General features: G+C 72.3%; 18 protein-coding genes and 1 pseudogene. 12 read left to right on the forward strand and 7 right to left on the reverse strand.

Going from position 1 to position 16,505, the window contains the following annotated elements:
* Positions 1–75 precede the first annotated feature (75 nt).
* Positions 76–1,083, forward strand: coding sequence for an Acg family FMN-binding oxidoreductase (locus tag AWQ70_RS15900; RefSeq protein ID WP_067176486.1), 1,008 nt, complete (start codon positions 76–78; stop codon positions 1,081–1,083).
* A 10-nt stretch (positions 1,084–1,093) separates the two neighbouring features.
* Here the strand turns inward: AWQ70_RS15900 and AWQ70_RS15905 are convergent, their stop codons facing one another.
* From AWQ70_RS15905 to AWQ70_RS15915, 3 genes are all read right to left on the reverse strand, one after another.
* Positions 1,094–1,918: a universal stress protein gene (locus tag AWQ70_RS15905; RefSeq protein ID WP_067176489.1), complete on the reverse strand. Its 825-nt coding sequence runs from the start codon at positions 1,916–1,918 to the stop codon at positions 1,094–1,096.
* A 130-nt stretch (positions 1,919–2,048) separates the two neighbouring features.
* Entirely contained in the window at positions 2,049–3,179 is a 1,131-nt protein-coding gene (locus AWQ70_RS15910; protein ID WP_067176490.1) for a site-2 protease family protein, read from the reverse strand.
* A 96-nt stretch (positions 3,180–3,275) separates the two neighbouring features.
* Positions 3,276–4,535, reverse strand: coding sequence for an aspartate aminotransferase type Ic (locus AWQ70_RS15915; protein ID WP_373282332.1), 1,260 nt, complete (start codon positions 4,533–4,535; stop codon positions 3,276–3,278).
* On the opposite strand from AWQ70_RS15915, the pseudogene AWQ70_RS41220 reads away from it, so the two are divergent.
* Together AWQ70_RS41220 and AWQ70_RS41225 are read left to right on the forward strand one after the other, a co-directional pair.
* A pseudogene (locus AWQ70_RS41220) lies at positions 4,417–4,860 on the forward strand (DUF2000 family protein); the annotation flags it as partial. The gene AWQ70_RS15915 and the pseudogene AWQ70_RS41220 sit on opposite strands and share 119 nt — an antisense overlap.
* Before the next feature lie 20 nt (positions 4,861–4,880).
* Positions 4,881–4,979 carry a DUF2000 family protein gene (locus AWQ70_RS41225; RefSeq protein WP_245646987.1) on the forward strand — a complete coding sequence of 33 codons (99 nt, stop codon included), beginning with the start codon at positions 4,881–4,883 and terminating at the stop codon, positions 4,977–4,979.
* Between the two features lie 25 nt (positions 4,980–5,004).
* Here AWQ70_RS41225 and AWQ70_RS15920 read toward each other — a convergent pair whose 3' ends face one another.
* Complete coding sequence (locus tag AWQ70_RS15920) at positions 5,005–5,196, reverse strand: hypothetical protein (protein ID WP_245646988.1); 192 nt, start codon at positions 5,194–5,196, stop codon at positions 5,005–5,007.
* A gap of 150 nt (positions 5,197–5,346) precedes the next feature.
* Here AWQ70_RS15920 and AWQ70_RS15925 point away from each other — a divergent pair, with 150 nt between their 5' ends.
* Positions 5,347–5,805, forward strand: a complete 459-nt coding sequence (locus AWQ70_RS15925) for a MarR family winged helix-turn-helix transcriptional regulator (RefSeq protein ID WP_218004551.1) — start codon at positions 5,347–5,349, stop codon at positions 5,803–5,805.
* A gap of 117 nt (positions 5,806–5,922) precedes the next feature.
* Here AWQ70_RS15925 and AWQ70_RS15930 read toward each other — a convergent pair whose 3' ends face one another.
* Positions 5,923–6,519: a TetR/AcrR family transcriptional regulator gene (locus tag AWQ70_RS15930; RefSeq protein WP_218004542.1), complete on the reverse strand. Its 597-nt coding sequence runs from the start codon at positions 6,517–6,519 to the stop codon at positions 5,923–5,925.
* Between the two features lie 118 nt (positions 6,520–6,637).
* Here AWQ70_RS15930 and AWQ70_RS15935 point away from each other — a divergent pair, with 118 nt between their 5' ends.
* Positions 6,638–7,300, forward strand: coding sequence for a class I SAM-dependent methyltransferase (locus AWQ70_RS15935; RefSeq protein ID WP_067176503.1), 663 nt, complete (start codon positions 6,638–6,640; stop codon positions 7,298–7,300).
* A gap of 140 nt (positions 7,301–7,440) precedes the next feature.
* Here the strand turns inward: AWQ70_RS15935 and AWQ70_RS15940 are convergent, their stop codons facing one another.
* Positions 7,441–8,244, reverse strand: coding sequence for a hypothetical protein (locus AWQ70_RS15940; RefSeq protein ID WP_157530094.1), 804 nt, complete (start codon positions 8,242–8,244; stop codon positions 7,441–7,443).
* A 69-nt stretch (positions 8,245–8,313) separates the two neighbouring features.
* Complete coding sequence (locus tag AWQ70_RS37635) at positions 8,314–9,096, reverse strand: 3'-5' exonuclease (RefSeq protein ID WP_169808676.1); 783 nt, start codon at positions 9,094–9,096, stop codon at positions 8,314–8,316.
* 94 nt (positions 9,097–9,190) lie between these two features.
* Between AWQ70_RS37635 and nfi the strand changes: the two genes are divergently transcribed.
* The 7 genes from nfi to AWQ70_RS15980 all read left to right on the forward strand — a co-directional run bounded on the left by nfi (position 9,191) and on the right by AWQ70_RS15980 (position 16,501).
* Positions 9,191–10,072 (forward strand): deoxyribonuclease V, encoded by an 882-nt coding sequence (nfi, locus tag AWQ70_RS15950; RefSeq protein ID WP_306303402.1) that lies wholly within the window; start codon positions 9,191–9,193, stop codon positions 10,070–10,072.
* Positions 10,073–10,307: 235 nt separating this feature from the next.
* Positions 10,308–11,438 (forward strand): zinc-dependent alcohol dehydrogenase, encoded by a 1,131-nt coding sequence (locus AWQ70_RS15955; RefSeq protein WP_067176508.1) that lies wholly within the window; start codon positions 10,308–10,310, stop codon positions 11,436–11,438.
* Positions 11,439–11,495: 57 nt separating this feature from the next.
* Positions 11,496–12,860, forward strand: coding sequence for an ABC transporter substrate-binding protein (locus tag AWQ70_RS15960; protein WP_067176511.1), 1,365 nt, complete (start codon positions 11,496–11,498; stop codon positions 12,858–12,860).
* Positions 12,857–13,816, forward strand: coding sequence for a carbohydrate ABC transporter permease (locus AWQ70_RS15965; protein ID WP_067176513.1), 960 nt, complete (start codon positions 12,857–12,859; stop codon positions 13,814–13,816). The genes AWQ70_RS15960 and AWQ70_RS15965 overlap by 4 nt, the downstream gene beginning before the upstream one ends.
* Positions 13,810–14,643 (forward strand): carbohydrate ABC transporter permease, encoded by an 834-nt coding sequence (locus AWQ70_RS15970; protein ID WP_067176516.1) that lies wholly within the window; start codon positions 13,810–13,812, stop codon positions 14,641–14,643. Before AWQ70_RS15965 ends, AWQ70_RS15970 begins: the two co-directional genes overlap by 7 nt.
* 7 nt (positions 14,644–14,650) lie before the next feature.
* The gene (locus tag AWQ70_RS15975; protein WP_067176519.1) at positions 14,651–15,811 is read left to right on the forward strand and encodes a mandelate racemase/muconate lactonizing enzyme family protein; all 1,161 of its coding nucleotides are present in this window, start codon (positions 14,651–14,653) and stop codon (positions 15,809–15,811) included.
* Positions 15,812–15,826: 15 nt separating this feature from the next.
* The gene (locus AWQ70_RS15980; protein WP_067176521.1) at positions 15,827–16,501 is read left to right on the forward strand and encodes a GntR family transcriptional regulator; all 675 of its coding nucleotides are present in this window, start codon (positions 15,827–15,829) and stop codon (positions 16,499–16,501) included.
* The last annotated feature ends 4 nt before the right edge of the window (positions 16,502–16,505 follow it).

Raw genomic sequence — 16,505 nt, forward strand, 5'->3', positions numbered from 1 at the left:
GTCGGCTCTGTTCCCGGGGGCGGATGCGGCGAAGTCTGGGCCTTGCGAGATCCGTCTATCCCGAGGAGGCCCCCGATGCTCTCGCCCCTGGCGTCCGATCTCGGCGTTCAGTACCTTCTGGTGGCGGCCGAGCAGGCCCCGTCCGTTCTCAACACGCAGCCGTGGCGGCTGCGGACCTCCGGGCACGACGTGGCCGAGCTGCTGTGCGATCCGAGCCGCAGGTTGCGGGTCAGCGACCCGCGGGGCCGGTCGATGCACCTGAGCTGCGGGGCGGCACTGTTCAACCTCAGGCTGGCGATCAGGATCGGCGGCCACCGCCCGGCGGTGTCCCTGCTGCCCGACCCGGAGGAGCCCGAGCTGCTCGCCTCGATCAGGATGAGCGAGTCCACTCCGGCCAACGCGACGGAACGCTCGCTCTACTCGGCGATCAGGGTGCGGCGGACCAACCGCGAGCCGTTCGAGGACCGGCTGATCCCGCCGTCGGTCATGGCCGGGCTGCGCATCGCGGCGAGCCGCGAGGGCGCGAACCTGATCCCCCTGGACGGCGAGTCGGCGGGCGAGCTCCTCGAACAGGTCGGGATGGCCGACGACGAGCTCGGGGGCGACCGGGGCTACCTCGCCGAGCAGGCGGCGTGGACGGCGGGCCGCGCGCTGTTCGACGGCGTCCCGCGCCACGTCCACGGGCCGCGCGCGGACCGCGAGCCGTCGCCGGTGCGTGACTTCGGGCTGGGCCACCGGGAGCGGAACCGCCGGGTGGCCCGCTTCGAGTCGCGCCCGCAGCTCGCCGTGCTCACCACCCGGGGGGACCGGCCGGTCGACTGGCTGCACGCGGGACAGGCGCTCCAGCGGGTGCTGCTGATGGCGACCTGCCACGGGATCTCCGCCTCGTTCCTCAACCAGCCGCTCGACCTGCGCGACATGCGCCGCCGTACGGACCCGAGGCACGCGCGCGGGCACGCTCAGATGATCATGAGGCTGGGGTACGGCCCGGTGGTGCCGCGCGCTCCGCGCCGCCCGGCGGGCGAGCTGCTGCTGCGGGACCCCCGCGAGCGGGACCGGCTGATGCCGCTGCTGCGCCTCTAGTCTCCCGGTCTCAGCTCTGGGGCACCACGGCGACGGGGCAGAGCGCGTCGTGGAGCACGGCCTGGGTGACCACGCCGAGCGTGACCCGCGCCGGCTCCCGGTGCCCGCGGTTGCCGATGACGAGCAGCGCGGCGTCCTCGCCCGCGGAGAGCAGCGCCTCGGCGGCGGGCCGTTCCGCGAAGGAGGTGGAGACCCGCACCTGCGGATACTTCTCGCACCACGGCGCGACGATCCGCTGGAACCGGGCGCCCACCTCGCGGGGCGGCCCCTCGTCCTCCCCCCACGCGTGGACGGCCAGCACGTCGGCGTGGCGCAGGGCGGCCTCCTCCAGGGCGAAGCCCAGCGCCCTGCCGCTCTGCGGCGAGTCGTCCACGCCGACGACGACGGGGCCGGAGGCGGCGCCGGGCCCGCTCACGAGGATCACGGGGCAGGGGGCGTGCCCGGCGACCTGGACGGCGGTGGAACCGACCCGCAGCCGCTCGAAACCGCCGGCGCCGCGCGTGCCGAGGACGATCAGCTCCTCGGCCGCCGCCTCGGTGAGCAGCACCGACGCCGGGGAGCCGTGCTCCAGCCGGGCCCTGACCGCCAGCCGTGGGGCCAGCGTGGCCGCCAGGGCGACCCCCTTGCCGACCAGGTGCTCGGCGGACAGCCGTACGGTCTCGACGATGGACGGGTCGCTGGGCGGGACGGCGAACGGCCACTGCCAGGCGTGGGCGACCACCAGGGGCGCGTACCGGAGCTGGGCCTCGCGCACGGCGAGCCGCAGGGCGGTCTCGCTGAAGGCCGACCCGTCGTATCCGGCCACCACGGGCCGCTGGGAGTCGTCGGCTCGCATCGCGATCTCCTCTCATCCCGCCCGGATCCTGCCCGCTTCGCGGCGCTGGATCCGTAAACGCCCGATTCGCACTGCCGGGTTCATGCCCGCTCCGTGCCGCCGGGTTCATGCCGCGTTCGCCGCGCCGGGTTCATCCGGCCCGTTCCTCGCGGCCGCGCAGGAGCGCCAGCCGGACCATCCGGGCCACGTCCTGGGCGGTGACCATGCCGGCGACCCGTCCCTCCTCGGTGACGACGGCGGCCAGGCCGCCCGAGGCCGGGCGTTCGAGGAGCGCGGCCGCGTCGTCGTCGGGGCCGAGCACCCGGCCGGGCGGAAGCGGCCGGGCGAGGTCGCCCAGACGGGTGGAGCCGCGCCGGGCGGGCGGGACGGCGGCCAGGGTCTCCAGGGTGACGGACCCGATCGGGTCGCCCCCGAACGCGACCACGGGGAACACCGTCTGCCGGGACCGGGACGCGACGCCGGAGACGAACTCCTCGACGTCGAGCCAGGCGGGGGCGACGTCGGGCAGCGGGGTCATCACGTCCCTGACCCGCACCCCTTCGAGCCCCTCGCGGGCGGAGCGCGCGGCCATCTCGCCGCCGGCCGCGCCGGCCAGGAACCAGCCGATGATCATGAGCCAGAGGCCGCCCGACCACGAGGTGAAAACGACCTCGGCCACGCCGAGGGCGATCAGCAGGAGCCCGAGCCCCTGCCCGGCCCGCGTGGCCGCGCGGTCGGCCCTGACCCGGTCACCGGTGCGCCACCACACCAGCGAGTGCAGCACCCTGCCGCCGTCGAGCGGCGCGCCGGGGAGCATGTTGAAGATCCCGAGCAGGAGGTTCATCAGGGCCAGCCACATGAGGGCGGACAACACCAGGCGCGGCCCCGGCGCGAACGCGGCCGCGAGGAAGGCGAACCCCGCCACGACCAGGCTGGTCAGCGGGCCGACGACGGAGATCTCCAGCTCGCCGCGCGGCGTGCGCGCCTCGCCCTCCATCTCGGTGACGCCGCCGAGCAGCCACAACGTGATCGACCGTACGGGGACGGCCCGCCATCGGGCGACCAGCGCGTGCGCCAGCTCGTGGGCCAGCAACGAGCCGAGGAACAGCACCGCGGTCGCCACGGCGAGCGTCCAGTACAGCCGGGGCGACTGGCCGGGAACCGCCCCGGGAAGCACCGCGCCGCCGAGACTGGCCGCGATGAGTGCGGCGATCACCAGCACCGACCAATGGACGCCCACCGGGATGCCGGCGACCCGCCCCAGCCGCAGACTCTGCTTCATAGTTCCACCATCCGCCCCAACGGCCGGTCCCGGCGAGGAGGTCCCGTCCCTTCCGGGAGGACCTCCGACTGCCCGTGACGGGGCGGATGTAACCGATCAGCGGGCGGACGCGGCCTCGATCAGCCGGGCGGTGGCGACCAGGCGCACGCAGACCGCGAGCCCCTCGATGGCGAGTTCGAGCTCCTCCAGGTCCGGGTAGGTCGGCGCGATGCGGATCGTCCGGTCCCGCGGATCGTTCCCGTACGGGTGGGTGGCGCCGGCGGGGGTGAGCGCGATGCCGGCCTCGGCCGCCCGGCGCACGACCTCCCGGGCGCACCCCTCGGGCACGTCGAGGCTGATGAAGTAGCCCCCGGCGGGGCTGGACCAGGTGGCGAACCCGGTGCCGCCCAGCTCCTTGTCGAGGATGCGGCTCACCGCGTCGAACTTGGGGCGGATCAGGTCGCGCTGGCGGCGCATGTGGGCGGCGAGGCCCTCGGCGTCCTTGAGGAACCGCACGTGCCTGAGCTGGTTGACCTTGTCGGGGCCGATGGTCTGCTTGCCGGTGTTGCCGAGCAGCCACGCGACGTTGGCGGGCGAGGAGCCGAAGAAGGCCACGCCCGCCCCGGCCCAGGTGATCTTGGAGGTGGAGCCGTAGACGAAGACGCGGTCCGGGTTGCCGTGCTCGGCGCACAGCGCCAGGATGTCGGCGATCTCCACGGGGGTGTCCGTGAGGTGGTGGACCGCGTACGCGTTGTCCCAGAAGATCCGGAAGTCGGGAGCGGCGGTCGGCATGGCCGCCAGGCGCCGCACGGTCTCGTCGCCGTAGCAGGCCCCGTCCGGGTTGCTGTACTTGGGCACGCACCACATGCCCTTGACCTGGGCGTCCTCGCGCACCAGGCGCTCGACGACGTCCATGTCGGGCCCCTCGGGGGTCATCGGCACGGGGATCAGCTCGATGCCGAAGCGCTCGCACAGGGCGAAGTGCCGGTCGTATCCGGGCACCGGGCACAGGAAGGCGACGCGCGGCTCGTCCACCCAGCGGCGCTCGGCGCCGGGCAGCCGGCTGAGCAGGGCGTGGACGACGGTGTCGTGCATCATGGCGAGGCTGGAGTTGCCGCCGGCCACGAGCTGGGCGGCCGGGACCTGCAGGGCGGCGCTGAAGATCTCCCGCAGCTCCGGGAGGCCCTGCAACCCGCCGTAGTTGCGGCAGTCGACCCCGTCGGCGGCCGTGTGGTCGCCTTCGCCGGGCAGGGCGAGCATGCCCTCGGACAGGTCGAGCTGCCGGGGCGAGGGCTTGCCCCTGGTCAGGTCGAGGGACAGGCCGCGCGCCACGAGGGCGGCGTGGTCGCGGACGGCGCGCTCGTGCTCGGCGACGATCTCGCCGAGGTCGCCGAGCTGGGGTGAGGTCACGGGTCTTGCCTTCCTTCTGGATCGACGCGATCGACGCGATCGGCGGGGTCGCCATGACTCACCGAGTCACCGGAGAACGGCGGGAGGCGGCGGGAGCCCGAGGAATCGCGGCGCTTCCGAGGATAGAAGGCGACCGCCTCCGTCCCCCGGCGCGCCCCCTACGGCATTCGCGGCGAGCGGCGAGGAGCTCGCCCGGGCACACGCGCGGGCCCTGTCCAGGGGCGTGCGTACGGCGATCTACACCGAGGAGATGTTCAAGACCGGCAACGACGACGACAACCGGGCGGCGGTGCGGGAGGCCGCCGAGCTGCGGTGCGGGAGGCCGCCGAGCTGCGGCTGGTGGGCCTCGCCGTCCACGGCGGCGGGAACGACGTGGACAAGGTCCTCAAGGGTCTGCCGCTGCACCCCTGACCGGCGCCGTCGTGAGCGCCCGGGGTCAGGTGACGTCCAGCCACATCAGCAGGACCAGGCCGAGCAGGTGGCCGAGGACGACGAACACGATCAGGAAGATGAAGATGAACTTGGCCGGACCGTGCTCGAAGTGCTTGCCCTTGCCGACCAGGGCAGGACGCTTCGCCTGGCGCTCGGCGATCCGCTCTTCGATGCTCTTCCGCCGCAAAGGGGCCACGACCCTACCTCCGGTCAGGTGAGCCGCCCGGGCGCGCATCGGGTCGCGCGTGCCCGGGTGGACGGCTCACGGGCTCAGCATTAGTTGGTGCACAAACCATTTGTATACTAACTTTTATAGCACGCCCATACGGAGGTGCATGTGAGTGACTTGGCCGACATTCCGGACCCGTTGTCCCTGGAGCGACAGGTGTGCTTCGCGCTGTCCGTCGCATCCAGGAACGTCATCGCGGTCTACCGTCCGCTGCTGGAGCCCATGGGTCTGACCCACCCGCAGTACCTCGTCATGCTGGCGCTCTGGGAGCACGCGCCCCTGGCCGTGAAGGACCTCAGCCGGATGCTCCAGCTCGACCCGGGCACCCTCTCCCCACTCCTCAAGCGCCTCGAGGCGGCGGGGCTGGTCCGGCGCGAGCGCGACCCCGACGACGAGCGCGCCCTCGCCGTCGTGCTCACCCCGGAGGGCCGCGACCTGCGGACCGACGCGGAGAAGATCCCCCCGGCGATCGTGGCCCGGCTCGGCATGGGCCTGGACGAGCTCCAGCACCTGCACGAGTCGCTCATGCGCGTGATCGCCGCCGCCAACGCCGCCAACGGGCACGCCACCGCGTGACCCCGCGCGGACGTTCCCGCCGTTCCCGCGCCCCGGCTCGGCCCCTCTCCCCCGGGCTCGCGCGAGCGGCCACCGCCGCGGGGAGGGCGTGGGCCCGCACGGCCGCGATCGGCGGTCTCACGGTGTCCGGTACGCCGCCAGCGCGGTTTCCACACCCGGCGTCACCAGGGCGCGGAACGCCGCGTCCATCTCGGCCGGCGTGGCGGTGAGCTCGCCGTCGGCCCACGTGCGCATCAGCGCCATGAACGCCCCCACGACGCCGGTCACCGTCAGGTCGAGCCAGGCCGGCGGCGCGCATCCCGGAGGAAGCGCTGCCAGCAACTCGTCACGGACGACCCCGGCCATGATCTGTTCTCCGCGCGCCGTCACGGCGGCGCACCCACGCCGCCCCAGCAGCGCTCGCGCCAGGCGGGGCCGCTCCTGGAGATGCTCGAACATCGGCAGGCTGAACGCGAACAACGTGTCCGGCCTGGACGCGGGCACGAGGCGAAGCAGGCCGGAGAGCTCGTCCAGGTTGCCGAACAGCACATCCTGTTTGTCGGTGAAGTGCGCGTAGAAGGTCGAGCGGCCGACGTCGGCGCGGTTGATCACGTCCGTGGCGGTCGTCGCCTCGTAGCCCTTCTCCAGGATCAGCTCCACCATCGCCCGCTGGACGGCCCTCCGCGTGCGCCGCACCCGCCGGTCGGAGCTCTCGCGCCGCGGGTTTCCGAACACCTTCCCCACCTCTGTTCCGTACGGCACAGCCTGGCGGATCTGCTTGTTGACCGCCCTACGCCGGCGAATCGAGCATTTGTCGCTGAAGACATTGTTCGTACCGGAAGGGAGAAGCGCCATGGGCGCCGGAAAGCTCTCGCACCTCCACTCGAAACACGGCGACGGGGGCGGCACCATCGACCACCCGCGCGGCTACGAGGTCCTGGCCGAGATCGGCTTCGCCGGGCGCCGCCGCAGCGTCTTCCGCCGGCTGGCCGCGTTGTCCGGCGCGGGGCCGGGCCATCGGATTCTGGACGTCGGCTGCGGCACCGGCTACCTGACCCGCCTGCTGGCTCCTCTCGTGGGCCCCGACGGGCGGGTGACCGGCGTCGATCCGTCACGCCCGATGCTCGACCACGCCCGTCGACGCTCACCCGGCAACTGCTCCTACCAGGTGGGCGAGGGGCAGGCACTGCCCTTCCCCGACGCCTCGTTCGACATCGCGGTCTCCAGCTTCGCCGTTCATCACATGCCCGGCTCGGGCCGCCCCGCCGCCATGGCGGAGATGTTCCGCGTCCTGCGGCCGGGTGGACGGCTGCTGATCGCCGAGTTCCGCCCGCCGGGCAACCCTCTCGCCGCCCGTCTCGTCGGCCTGCTGGCCGGGGCGGCCATGCGGCCCGCCATGCCGGATCTGCTCGCCGATCTGGTCCCTGACGCCGGTTTCCGCGTCGAGGACACCGGCACCGTGGGGCCGGTGCTGTACTACGTCAGCGCCGTTCGCCCCCTCGAACCCCGCTCGTGAAGGACCCCGCGTCCAGGTTGGCCAGCATGCGCCGCAGCATCGCGGTGAACGCGGTGACCTCCTCGAGGGTGAATGGCACCATCGTCGTCACGGGCCTGGTCGTGGTCGGCGGGGACCCGGGGTGATCGGCGCGGTGGAGCTCAGGGGCCGGTGAGGACGTCGAGCAGGCCGGGCACCACGACACCTGCCCCGTAGACGGAGAACGGGATGAGGAACTGCACGCAGAGGGCGGTGACACATCCACGGCCGCCGCCCAACGGAAGCGGCGGCGGGGCCTGCGGGGCGAGCCCGCGCCACAGGGACCGGGGTTCGCAGAGCAGGAACGCGACGGCCCCGATCTGGCCGATGGTGAACAGCCAGAACCATGCCCAGCGGTTGCCCAGCCGGGGCCGCTCCGTACCGATCATGATGACGAACGCGGCGATCCAGGCGACCGTGACCATCCAGCTCACGTGCGGCACGGGCACGACGAACGGCCAGGCGGGGAAGATCCCGTTGCCGTGGACGGCCACGGCCCTGCGCAGCACCGGACGCGGATCGGGTACGAAGGCGTCGGCGTCGGCGATGTCCGGTGCGGCGTCGGCCACGAGCCGGGCCTTCGTGTACGGAAGGTCGTCGGGCCACGGCGCCTGCGCGCGGTACCAGAACAGCGGCGCCGTGGACCAGCGCACCTCCCGCAGTTCGCCCCGTCCGTCCCCGTTCTCGCTGTAGATCACGTAGATGACCCGCCCGGCGTCCAGGCCGGCGCGCAGGTCCGCCAGATCACGCTCCCGGGGAACGGCGCTCAGGAGGGTGACGAGAGCGCCCCAGAGCAGGACGACGAGCAGGAGCACCCGCACCCACAACCCCGCGATCCGGTACGGCTCCCGCATCTCCGGCGTTCCCCGGTACGGACGCACGGTCTCCCCCGATCGTGTCGGCTCGCCACCCCGTACGGAGATCATCCCCTAAGGCGCGGCAGCGAGGCGGGAAATGTCCGGATCCGGTCGGAAACCCGGCATACGGCTCCACCGTCAGTCGTCGAGGGCGGCGGGGTCGAAGGGAGGGTCGTCCACCGCCTCGGCCATGGCCTCGATGAGCCGGAGCACCGCGCGGCAGTCGCCGACCGCGTTGTGGTCGCCACCGGGCAGCGCGTGCCTGCGCCAGTCTCCGCGCCGCTCGTCCCACTCGCCGCGAAACCAGCCGTACACCGTCATCGCGCACTTCCAGGAGAAGCCGCGCGACCAGGCCATGGCGTAGTCGAGGCTGCGGACGCGGGCGACCTCGGCGCGCAGGAGGCGTCCGTCGTAGCGGCTGTTGTAGACGACGACCGGCCGTGCGGGCCCGGCGAGCACCTCGCTGAGCCGGGGCAGGACCTCCGCGAAGGCGGGCCGCCCGGCGACGTCGGCGTCCAGGTATCCGTGGATCGCGGACGCCTCGGCCGGGATGGGGACGCCCGGATCGAGGAGGGTGTCGAGCAGCACGTTCCCGCGCATGTCGAGGACGGCGATCTGCACGGCGCGATCGGTGTTGGGGTCGGTGCCGGTGGTCTCGGTGTCGAGGATGACGGCGTTGGAGCGGAGCATCTCGTCGGCCCACCGGATCGACCTCCAGCGCTCGGCCTCGAGATCGATGGTGTCGCGGTCGCGGTAGAGTTCGAACTCGCGCCCGTCGATGACGACGAGCGCGGCCGGCGGTCTGACCGGCAGGCGGCGTCGCTTCGCGAGCTGCCCCTTGGTGCGGAGGTCACGGGTCATGGCCTGCCGCCAGGTGAGCCGGGGCAGCCCCTCGGGCGGGACCGCGGGGGAAGTGGTCATGATCGCGATATAGCAGCCGCCACCGACACTTTTCGATCTCCCGCGGCGGACGGTGGGCCGCAGGCGGGCCGGGACGAGCACCAGGGAGGCCGCCGTGAAGCCGGGTGGAGAGCCGGGCGCGGGCGTGACCGGACTGCCGGAAGCCACGGCGCCGGGCCCGGAAAGCTCGGCGGCAGGCCCGGAGAGCTTGGCGGTAGATCGGGGAAGCGCGGTCGTAGGTCCGGCGAACGCGGCGGTGGAGCTGGAAAGCACGGCGGTGGGCCCGGAGAGTCCGGCCGAGCGGCCCGGTCCTCTGGCCGGGCGCCTGACCGGGTTCCTGGACGAGTGGCCCATGAGCGTCGCCGAGGCCGAGGCGGCGCAGGAGCGGCTGCGCCCCCTGACCGACCTCGCCGACCCGGGGCCGGAGACCGTCCTGCACGTCGCCGGCCTGGACGTCGCGTACGCGACCGAGGGGGACGGGGTCACGGCGGCCGTGGTGGTCCTCGACGCGCGGACCCTCGACGTGGTGGACCAGGCCGTGGTGCGGGAACGCGCCCGGTTCCCGTACGTGCCGGGGCTGTTCGCGTTCCGGGAGCTGCCGCCGCTGCTCACGGCCCTGGAGCGGCTGCGCGTCACGCCCGAGCTGCTGGTCTGCGACGGGTACGGCCTGGCCCACCCGCGCCGGTTCGGGCTGGCCTGCCACATCGGCGTGCTGACCGGGTTGCCCGCGATCGGGGTCGCCAAGACGGCGTTCGTGGGACGGTACGACGTGCCCGCCCCGGAACGCGGCTCGTGGGCGCCGATCGTGGACGGCGGCGAGGTGGTCGGGCGGGCGCTGCGCACCCGCGCCGGGGTCAAGCCGGTCTACGTGTCGCAGGGACACCGGATCGGCCTCGACGCCGCCTGCCGTCACGTGCTCCGGCTCGCTCCGGAGTACCGGCTTCCCGAGCCGATCCGCCGCGCCGACCGGCTGTCCCGCTCGGGCTCGCCCACCTGACCCCTATCTGAGCCCCACCTGAGCCGCGCCCCCGTCCGAGCCCCGCCTGAGCCGCGGATGCCCTCTTCGACCACGGCCGGAAGACGCGTCTGAAGCGTCCCGCACCGCGCGGGAGCGCGCCCGGGATCGGTACGAAACATCTCGATAACGGATGTAACGCCCGTGTTGCCGGATTTCACATGAGGCCCGTATCGTCTCTCCATATTCTATAGAATCCAGAATATGGAGGATCCGGATGAGCACCACCTCGCGAGCAGCGATCGTCGTTGACGCCGCGGGCGAGGTGCGTACGAGGTCCTACGAGGTGCCCGACCCGGGGCCGGGCGAGTTCACGCTCAAGGTGGAGCTGTGCGGCGTGTGCGGCACCGACGCGCACATCTACCAGGGACGGCTGCCGAGCATCACGTTCCCCGTGCTGCTCGGACACGAGATCGTCGGCACCGTGGCCGCGCTCGGCGAGGGGGTGACGGCCGACCATCGCGGCCGTCCCGTCGCCGTCGGCGACCGCGTCGGCGTCTTCCCGGCCGTGAGCTGCGGCCGCTGCCACCAGTGCCAGGTGCGGCGCCGCCCGGCGAACTGCCCCGACCGCCGCCCCTCCTACGGGTTCAAGTCCCCGGTGACGGACCCGCCCCACCTGACGGGCGGGTACGCCGAGTACCTGCACGCGGCCAACGTCGGCACCGTGTTCCACCGCACGGATCTGCCGCCCGAGGTCGCGGTGCTCCAGGAGCCGCTGTCGGTCGCGCTGCACGGCATCGAGCGTGGCGGGGTCCGCCTCGGCTCGACCGTGGTCGTGCAGGGCGTCGGCGCGATCGGCCTGATGGCCGTGGTCGCCGCGCGCGCCGCCGGGGCCTCCAGGGTCGTCGCCGTCGGCGGGCCCGCCGCGCGGCTGGAGCTGGCGGAGGCGCTCGGCGCCGACGCGGTCGTGGACATCACCGAGGTGACCGGCGTCCCCGAGCGGCGGCGGGCGGTCTTCGACGCGCTCGGCGCGCCCGGGGCCGACTGCGTGGTCGGCGCGAGCGGCTCCCCGCACGCGTTCATGGAGGCCGTCGGGCTGGTGGCCGACGGAGGCGTCCTGGCCGAGCTGGGCAACTTCACCGACCGGGGCACGGTCCCCTTCAACCCCTTCAGCGACCTCCTGAAGCGGGACATCACCATCGCCGGCGTCTACGGCGCCGGCCCCGACATGCAGCGCAGGTACCACGAGGCGCTGCTCATCCTGGAGCGCGGAGGCCGGCCGTACGACCGTGTGGTCAGCCACCGCGTGCCCCTGGAGCGGGTGGGCGAGGCGCTCACCGCGCTCGGCGGCGGCTTCTCCCTCGACGGCCGGGACATCGTCAAACTCGCGATCGATCCCTGGGCCTGACCGACCCCCCTTTTTCCCCGCAATTCCCCCGTACAACCCTTGAGAGGAGAACCGGCCATGCGCCGTTATCTCCGGCTGGCGGCGGCCGCCGCCGTCTTCAGCCTCACCGTCACGGCCTGCGGCTCGTCCGGCGGCGACGACGCCCCCGCGGCCGACGGCGGCGGTCTGGGCACCGCCCAGAACCCGGTGTCGATCCGGGTGCTCGCCAACGACGCCTTCGCCAAGCAGTGGCAGGACCAGCTCGTCCCCGAGTTCAACAAGAAGTACCCGAACATCAAGGTCACCGTGGACGGCGTGCCGTACAACGACCAGCTCGCCAAGTCGATGCTGGAGCTGACCAGCCCGACCGCGACGTACGACGTCGTGCTCGGCGACGACCCGTGGATGCCGCAGCTCGCCAAGACCGGCGGCCTGGTCGACCTGAAGACCGACCTGACGAAGTTCACCGACGCGAGCTACGACTGGGACGACATCAACGCGGCCGCGCTGGCCGCGGGCGAGTGGGACGGCCACCAGTACGGCGTGCCGGTCCGGTCGAACCTGCTGCTCATGTTCTACAACCGGTCGCTGTACAAGAAGGCCGGGGTCGACGAGCCGACGGCGGAGACGACCTGGGAGCAGTACTTCAAGGACGCGGCCAAGCTCGTCCAGGACACCGACGGCGACGGCAAGACCGACTCCTGGGCCGTCGGCACCTACTTCACCAAGGACCCGCTGACGCCCACGATCTGGCAGACGGCGCTGAACTCGGCCGGCGGCAAGCTGCTCGACGAGAACCTGAAGGTCCAGTTCGACAACGAGACCGGCGTCAAGGCGCTGCAGACGCAGATCGACATGCTGAAGTACGCCCCGCCCGGCGCGGCCACCTACCAGTTCAACGAGCCGCTCGAGGCGTTCCGCCAGGGCAAGGTCGCGACGATGTTCATGTGGGGCAGCGTCTACAAGGGCACGGCCATCGACGAGGCGACGACCACCCTCAAGGAGGACGAGGTCGGGATCACCACGATGCCGGCGGGCACCGCGGGTCCCGGCGCGCACCGCGGCATCTGGACCGCCGGCGTGGCGAAGAAGTCGACCCACCAGGCCGCCGCGTGGACCTTCCTCCAGTGGACGACGTCGAAGGAGGGCGAGCAGTGGATCGGCGCGAACCTGGGCACGTTCCCGGCGCGTAACTCCACTCTTGAGGGCACGCCGCCGGCGCCGTGGCTGAAGCCCGTCTACACCGCGATCTCGGCCGGCTACGACGCGATCGCCAAGGGCGAGATGTGGCGTCCGCGCCTGCCCGAGTCCGACGCCGTGCAGCAGATCCTCGCCCTGCAGACCAGCCGGGCCGTCTCCGGCCAGGCCACGGCCCAGGAGGCGATCCACCAGGCGGCCACCGACATCTCCGCGCTGCTGAAGTCCAAGGGCTACCAGCAGTGAGTGCGGTCAGCACCTCGTCGTCCCGGGCGCGGGCCTCCGGCCCCGCCCGGGGTTCCGGGGGTCCCAACGGGCGGCGGAGGCTCCGCCTCGGCGAGCCGGGCACGGCGTGGGTGTTCCTCACCCCGGCGATCGTCCTGCTGGCCGGCATGTTGCTGTACCCGATCATCTACACGGTCTGGGTGAGCCTCTCCGACTTCGACGTCTCGACGTTCCAGCCGGGTGACTGGGTCGGGCTGAAGAACTACGAGGCGGTGATCAACGATCCGGGGTTCCTGCAGTCGCTCAAGGTGACCGGGATCTACCTGGTGATCGCCCTGCCGCTGCAGCTCGTGCTCGGCTTCGCCATCGCGTTCCTGCTCAACGTCGCGTGGCGGGGCCGCGGCGTGCTACGGGCACTGTTCCTGATCCCGATGGTGGTCGCCCCGGTGGTCGCGGGCGGCATCTGGCGGATGCTGCTCGACCCGCTGTGGGGCGTGGTGAACTACGCCCTCGGCCTGGTCGGGATCGGCCCGATCGAGTGGATCGGCGACCCCACCCTCGCCATGGTCAGCCTCATCCTCATCGACACCTGGCGCTGGACGCCGTTCGTCGTCCTGGTCGCGTCGGCGGGCATCATGGCCCTGCCGTCCGACGTGTACGAGGCGGCCAGGTCGGACGGCGCGTCGCGCTGGCAGACGCTGCGGCACGTCACGGTGCCGCTGCTGGTCCCGGTGATCGCGGCGGCCTTCGTCGTCCGCTGGCTGGGCGCGGTCAAGATGTTCGACATCGCGCTCGCGGCGACGAAGGGCGGCCCGGGCCAGGCGACGGACGTGGTGAACCTCTACATCTACGAGAAGGGGTTCCGGGGGCTGGAGTTCGGCTCGGCGTCGTCGATGGCCACCGTCGTCCTGATGATCACCATGATCATCACCTTCTTCCTGTTCCGCCTGAGCCGTTATCTGGAGAACCGATGGTGAGCAGCGGCCGCCTGGGACGGGCGGCGGCGATCGGCGGGGCGATCCTGGCCACGCTCGTCTTCCTCTTCCCCGTGATCTACATGGTCGGCATCTCGTTCAAGCTGCCGCGCGACATCTTCACGGTGCCGCCGCGCTGGTTCAGCGAGCTGACCTTCGACAACTACACCAGCTACTTCCACCAGGCCCGCATCCTGCCGCGCATGGTGAACACCATCATCGTGGCCGCCGGGTCCGCGATCATCTCGATGGTCGCCGGGGCGATGGCCGGGTACGCGCTGACCCGGATGCGGATGCGCGGCGCGGGCGTCATGGCGGGGCTCATCCTGGCCTCCCGCGCGGTGCCGCCGATCGCCCTCGTGGTGCCGATGTTCCTGGTGGCGCGGCGGCTCGGCCTGACCGACCAGTACATCACCGTGATCCTCGCCTATGTGACGTTCCTGGTGCCGTACGTGGTCTGGCTGATGCGCGCGTTCTTCCGGAGCCTGCCCAAGGAGCTGGAGGAGGCGGCGATGCTGGACGGCTGCAGCCGGTTCGGCGCCTTCTTCCGGATCATCGTGCCGTGCAGCATGCCCGGGCTCATCTCCACGATGATCTACTGCATCATCCTCGCCTGGGAGGAGCTGCTCTTCGCGCTGATCCTCACCAACGACAAGGCGGTCACCATCCCGGTGGCCATCGCCGGCATCGCGGCCGACACGGAGAACGGCGGCCTGTGGGGGCCGCTGGCGGCCGTGGGCGTGCTCACCGTCCTCCCCGTGGTGATCTTCGCGCTGGCGGTGCAGAAGTACCTGGTCAAGGGGCTCGCCGACGGGGCCACGAAGGGATGAGACAGGGATGAGGATCCGCGACGTCCGGGCACGGCTCATCGAGCTGCCCTATCCGCGCCCCTTCGTCCCCTCCTGGGCCCCGGAGGGCGCGCACCGCAGCATGTCCGCGGTGATCGTCGAGATCGAGACCGACGAGGGGGTCGTCGGCGTGTCCGGCGGGGACATGGGCCACTCGACCGGGCCGCTGCTCCTGGAGACGATCAGGGGCTGGATCCGGCCGCGGCTGGTCGGCATGGACCTGTTCGCCACCCAGCACATCGCCAACCACCTCCGCTACGTCGCGGAGTACGTGTTCCCGCGGCCGTGGGTGGTGGGCGTGGCGGTCTGGGACGCCGTCGGCAAGGCGTGCGGACAGCCGCTGCACAAGCTGTGGGGCGGGCACGCCGACCGGATGCGCGCGTACGCGAGCTTCGGCGAGGTCCGCGATCCGGCGCAGCGGGTCGAGGACGCGCTGCGGGTGGTGTCCGAGGGGTTCACCGGGCTCAAGCTACGGGTCCACGCCGACACGGTGGGCGAGGACATCGCCCAGGTGGCGGCGGTGCGCGAGGCGGTCGGCCCCGGCGTCGCCATCATGGTGGACGCCAACCAGGCGGCGGCCCGCTGGCGCTACCGGCCCGACGGCAGCCGGATGATGTGGGACTTCGACCGGGCGCTGACCACGGCGCGGGAGCTGGCCGACCTCGGCGTCGCCTGGCTGGAGGAGCCGCTCCCCCGGCACGACTACCGGGCGCTGCGCGAGCTGACGGCGCTCTCGCCGATCCCGATCGCGGGGGGCGAGCACAACCGTGGCATCGGCCAGCTCGTGCGGCTGCTGGAGGACGAGTGCTTCACCATCTACCAGCCGGACGCCAACGAGAGCGAGGACATCGCCGCCCTGCGCGACTTCGGCGCCATGGCGGCGGCGCGGCAGCGCCGGGTCGTCCCGCACGCGTGGGCGACCGGGCTCGGCGTGGCGGGCAACCTGCACCTTTCCGCCTCGCTGCCGACCTGCGACTGGCTGGAGTACCCGTACGACCCTCCGGTGATCGTCCCCGAGGTCTTCCACGTGATGCTCACCGAGCCTCTTCTCCCTGATTCCACGGGCTTCGTGGCCGTTCCCGAGGGCCCGGGACTGGGTGTAGAGCTGGACCACGCGGTGATCGAACCGCTGACCGTCCAACGGGTCTGAGGGGTGTCGCAAACGATGACGGAAACGTTCCTCGCGCCGGACCGGCCGTTCCGGACCAAGGCGGAGCTCGCCGCCGATCACATCAAGCAGATGATCATGTCTGGCCAGACCCCTCCCGGTACCAAGATCATCACGAGGGTGGTGGCCGAGGCCGTGGGCGTCAGCGACACCCCCGTGCGCGAGGCGATCAAGCAGCTCGTCTCCGAGGAGTGGCTGGTGGAGCGGCCGCACATCGGCGCAGTGGTCGCCGAGTTCACGGTGGCCAACGTGCGGGAGCTGTACAGCATCCGGGCGGCGCTCACCGCGCTCGCCCTCGACCTGCACGCGGCGCCGCTCTCCGGCCCGCGGCTGGTCGCCGTGGACGAGGTCCTCTCCGCCTCGGAGGCGGCCATCGCGGCCGGGGACGTCGCCGCGTTCGCGCGGCTGAACCGGCGCTACCACTCGCTCCTGTGCGACACGGAGGAGTCCCGGATCGTGCACCGGATGCTGCAGGGGTTGTGGGCCAAGACCGAGACCGCGCAGCGCGGCTTCCGGCTGGTCCCCTGGCGGCTGCCGCACTCGCACGCGGAGCACCTGGCCATAAGGGACGCGCTGGTCGCCGGGGACATCGCCCGCGCGAGCGAGTTGCAGCACGCCCACGAGATGGCCGCCATGGACGCACTGATCCAAGCAATGGACGCGAATCGATGAAGGC

The organism is Microtetraspora niveoalba (genome assembly GCF_001570405.1).
GTDB lineage: Bacteria > Actinomycetota > Actinomycetes > Streptosporangiales > Streptosporangiaceae > Microtetraspora > Microtetraspora niveoalba.

Bases quoted from the DNA above. Each gene is read 5' to 3' on its own strand.
- AWQ70_RS15955 (WP_067176508.1), top strand. From the start codon at position 10,308: ATGAGCACCACCTCGCGAGCAGCGATCGTCGTTGACGCCGCGGGCGAG.
- AWQ70_RS15980 (WP_067176521.1), top strand. From the start codon at position 15,827: ATGACGGAAACGTTCCTCGCGCCGGACCGGCCGTTCCGGACCAAGGCG.
- AWQ70_RS37635 (WP_169808676.1), bottom strand. From the start codon at position 9,096: ATGACCACTTCCCCCGCGGTCCCGCCCGAGGGGCTGCCCCGGCTCACC.
- AWQ70_RS15970 (WP_067176516.1), top strand. From the start codon at position 13,810: ATGGTGAGCAGCGGCCGCCTGGGACGGGCGGCGGCGATCGGCGGGGCG.
- AWQ70_RS15910 (WP_067176490.1), bottom strand. From the start codon at position 3,179: ATGAAGCAGAGTCTGCGGCTGGGGCGGGTCGCCGGCATCCCGGTGGGC.
- AWQ70_RS15960 (WP_067176511.1), top strand. From the start codon at position 11,496: ATGCGCCGTTATCTCCGGCTGGCGGCGGCCGCCGCCGTCTTCAGCCTC.
- AWQ70_RS15935 (WP_067176503.1), top strand. From the start codon at position 6,638: ATGGGCGCCGGAAAGCTCTCGCACCTCCACTCGAAACACGGCGACGGG.
- AWQ70_RS15900 (WP_067176486.1), top strand. From the start codon at position 76: ATGCTCTCGCCCCTGGCGTCCGATCTCGGCGTTCAGTACCTTCTGGTG.
- AWQ70_RS15905 (WP_067176489.1), bottom strand. From the start codon at position 1,918: ATGCGAGCCGACGACTCCCAGCGGCCCGTGGTGGCCGGATACGACGGG.
- AWQ70_RS15940 (WP_157530094.1), bottom strand. From the start codon at position 8,244: ATGATCTCCGTACGGGGTGGCGAGCCGACACGATCGGGGGAGACCGTG.
- AWQ70_RS15975 (WP_067176519.1), top strand. From the start codon at position 14,651: ATGAGGATCCGCGACGTCCGGGCACGGCTCATCGAGCTGCCCTATCCG.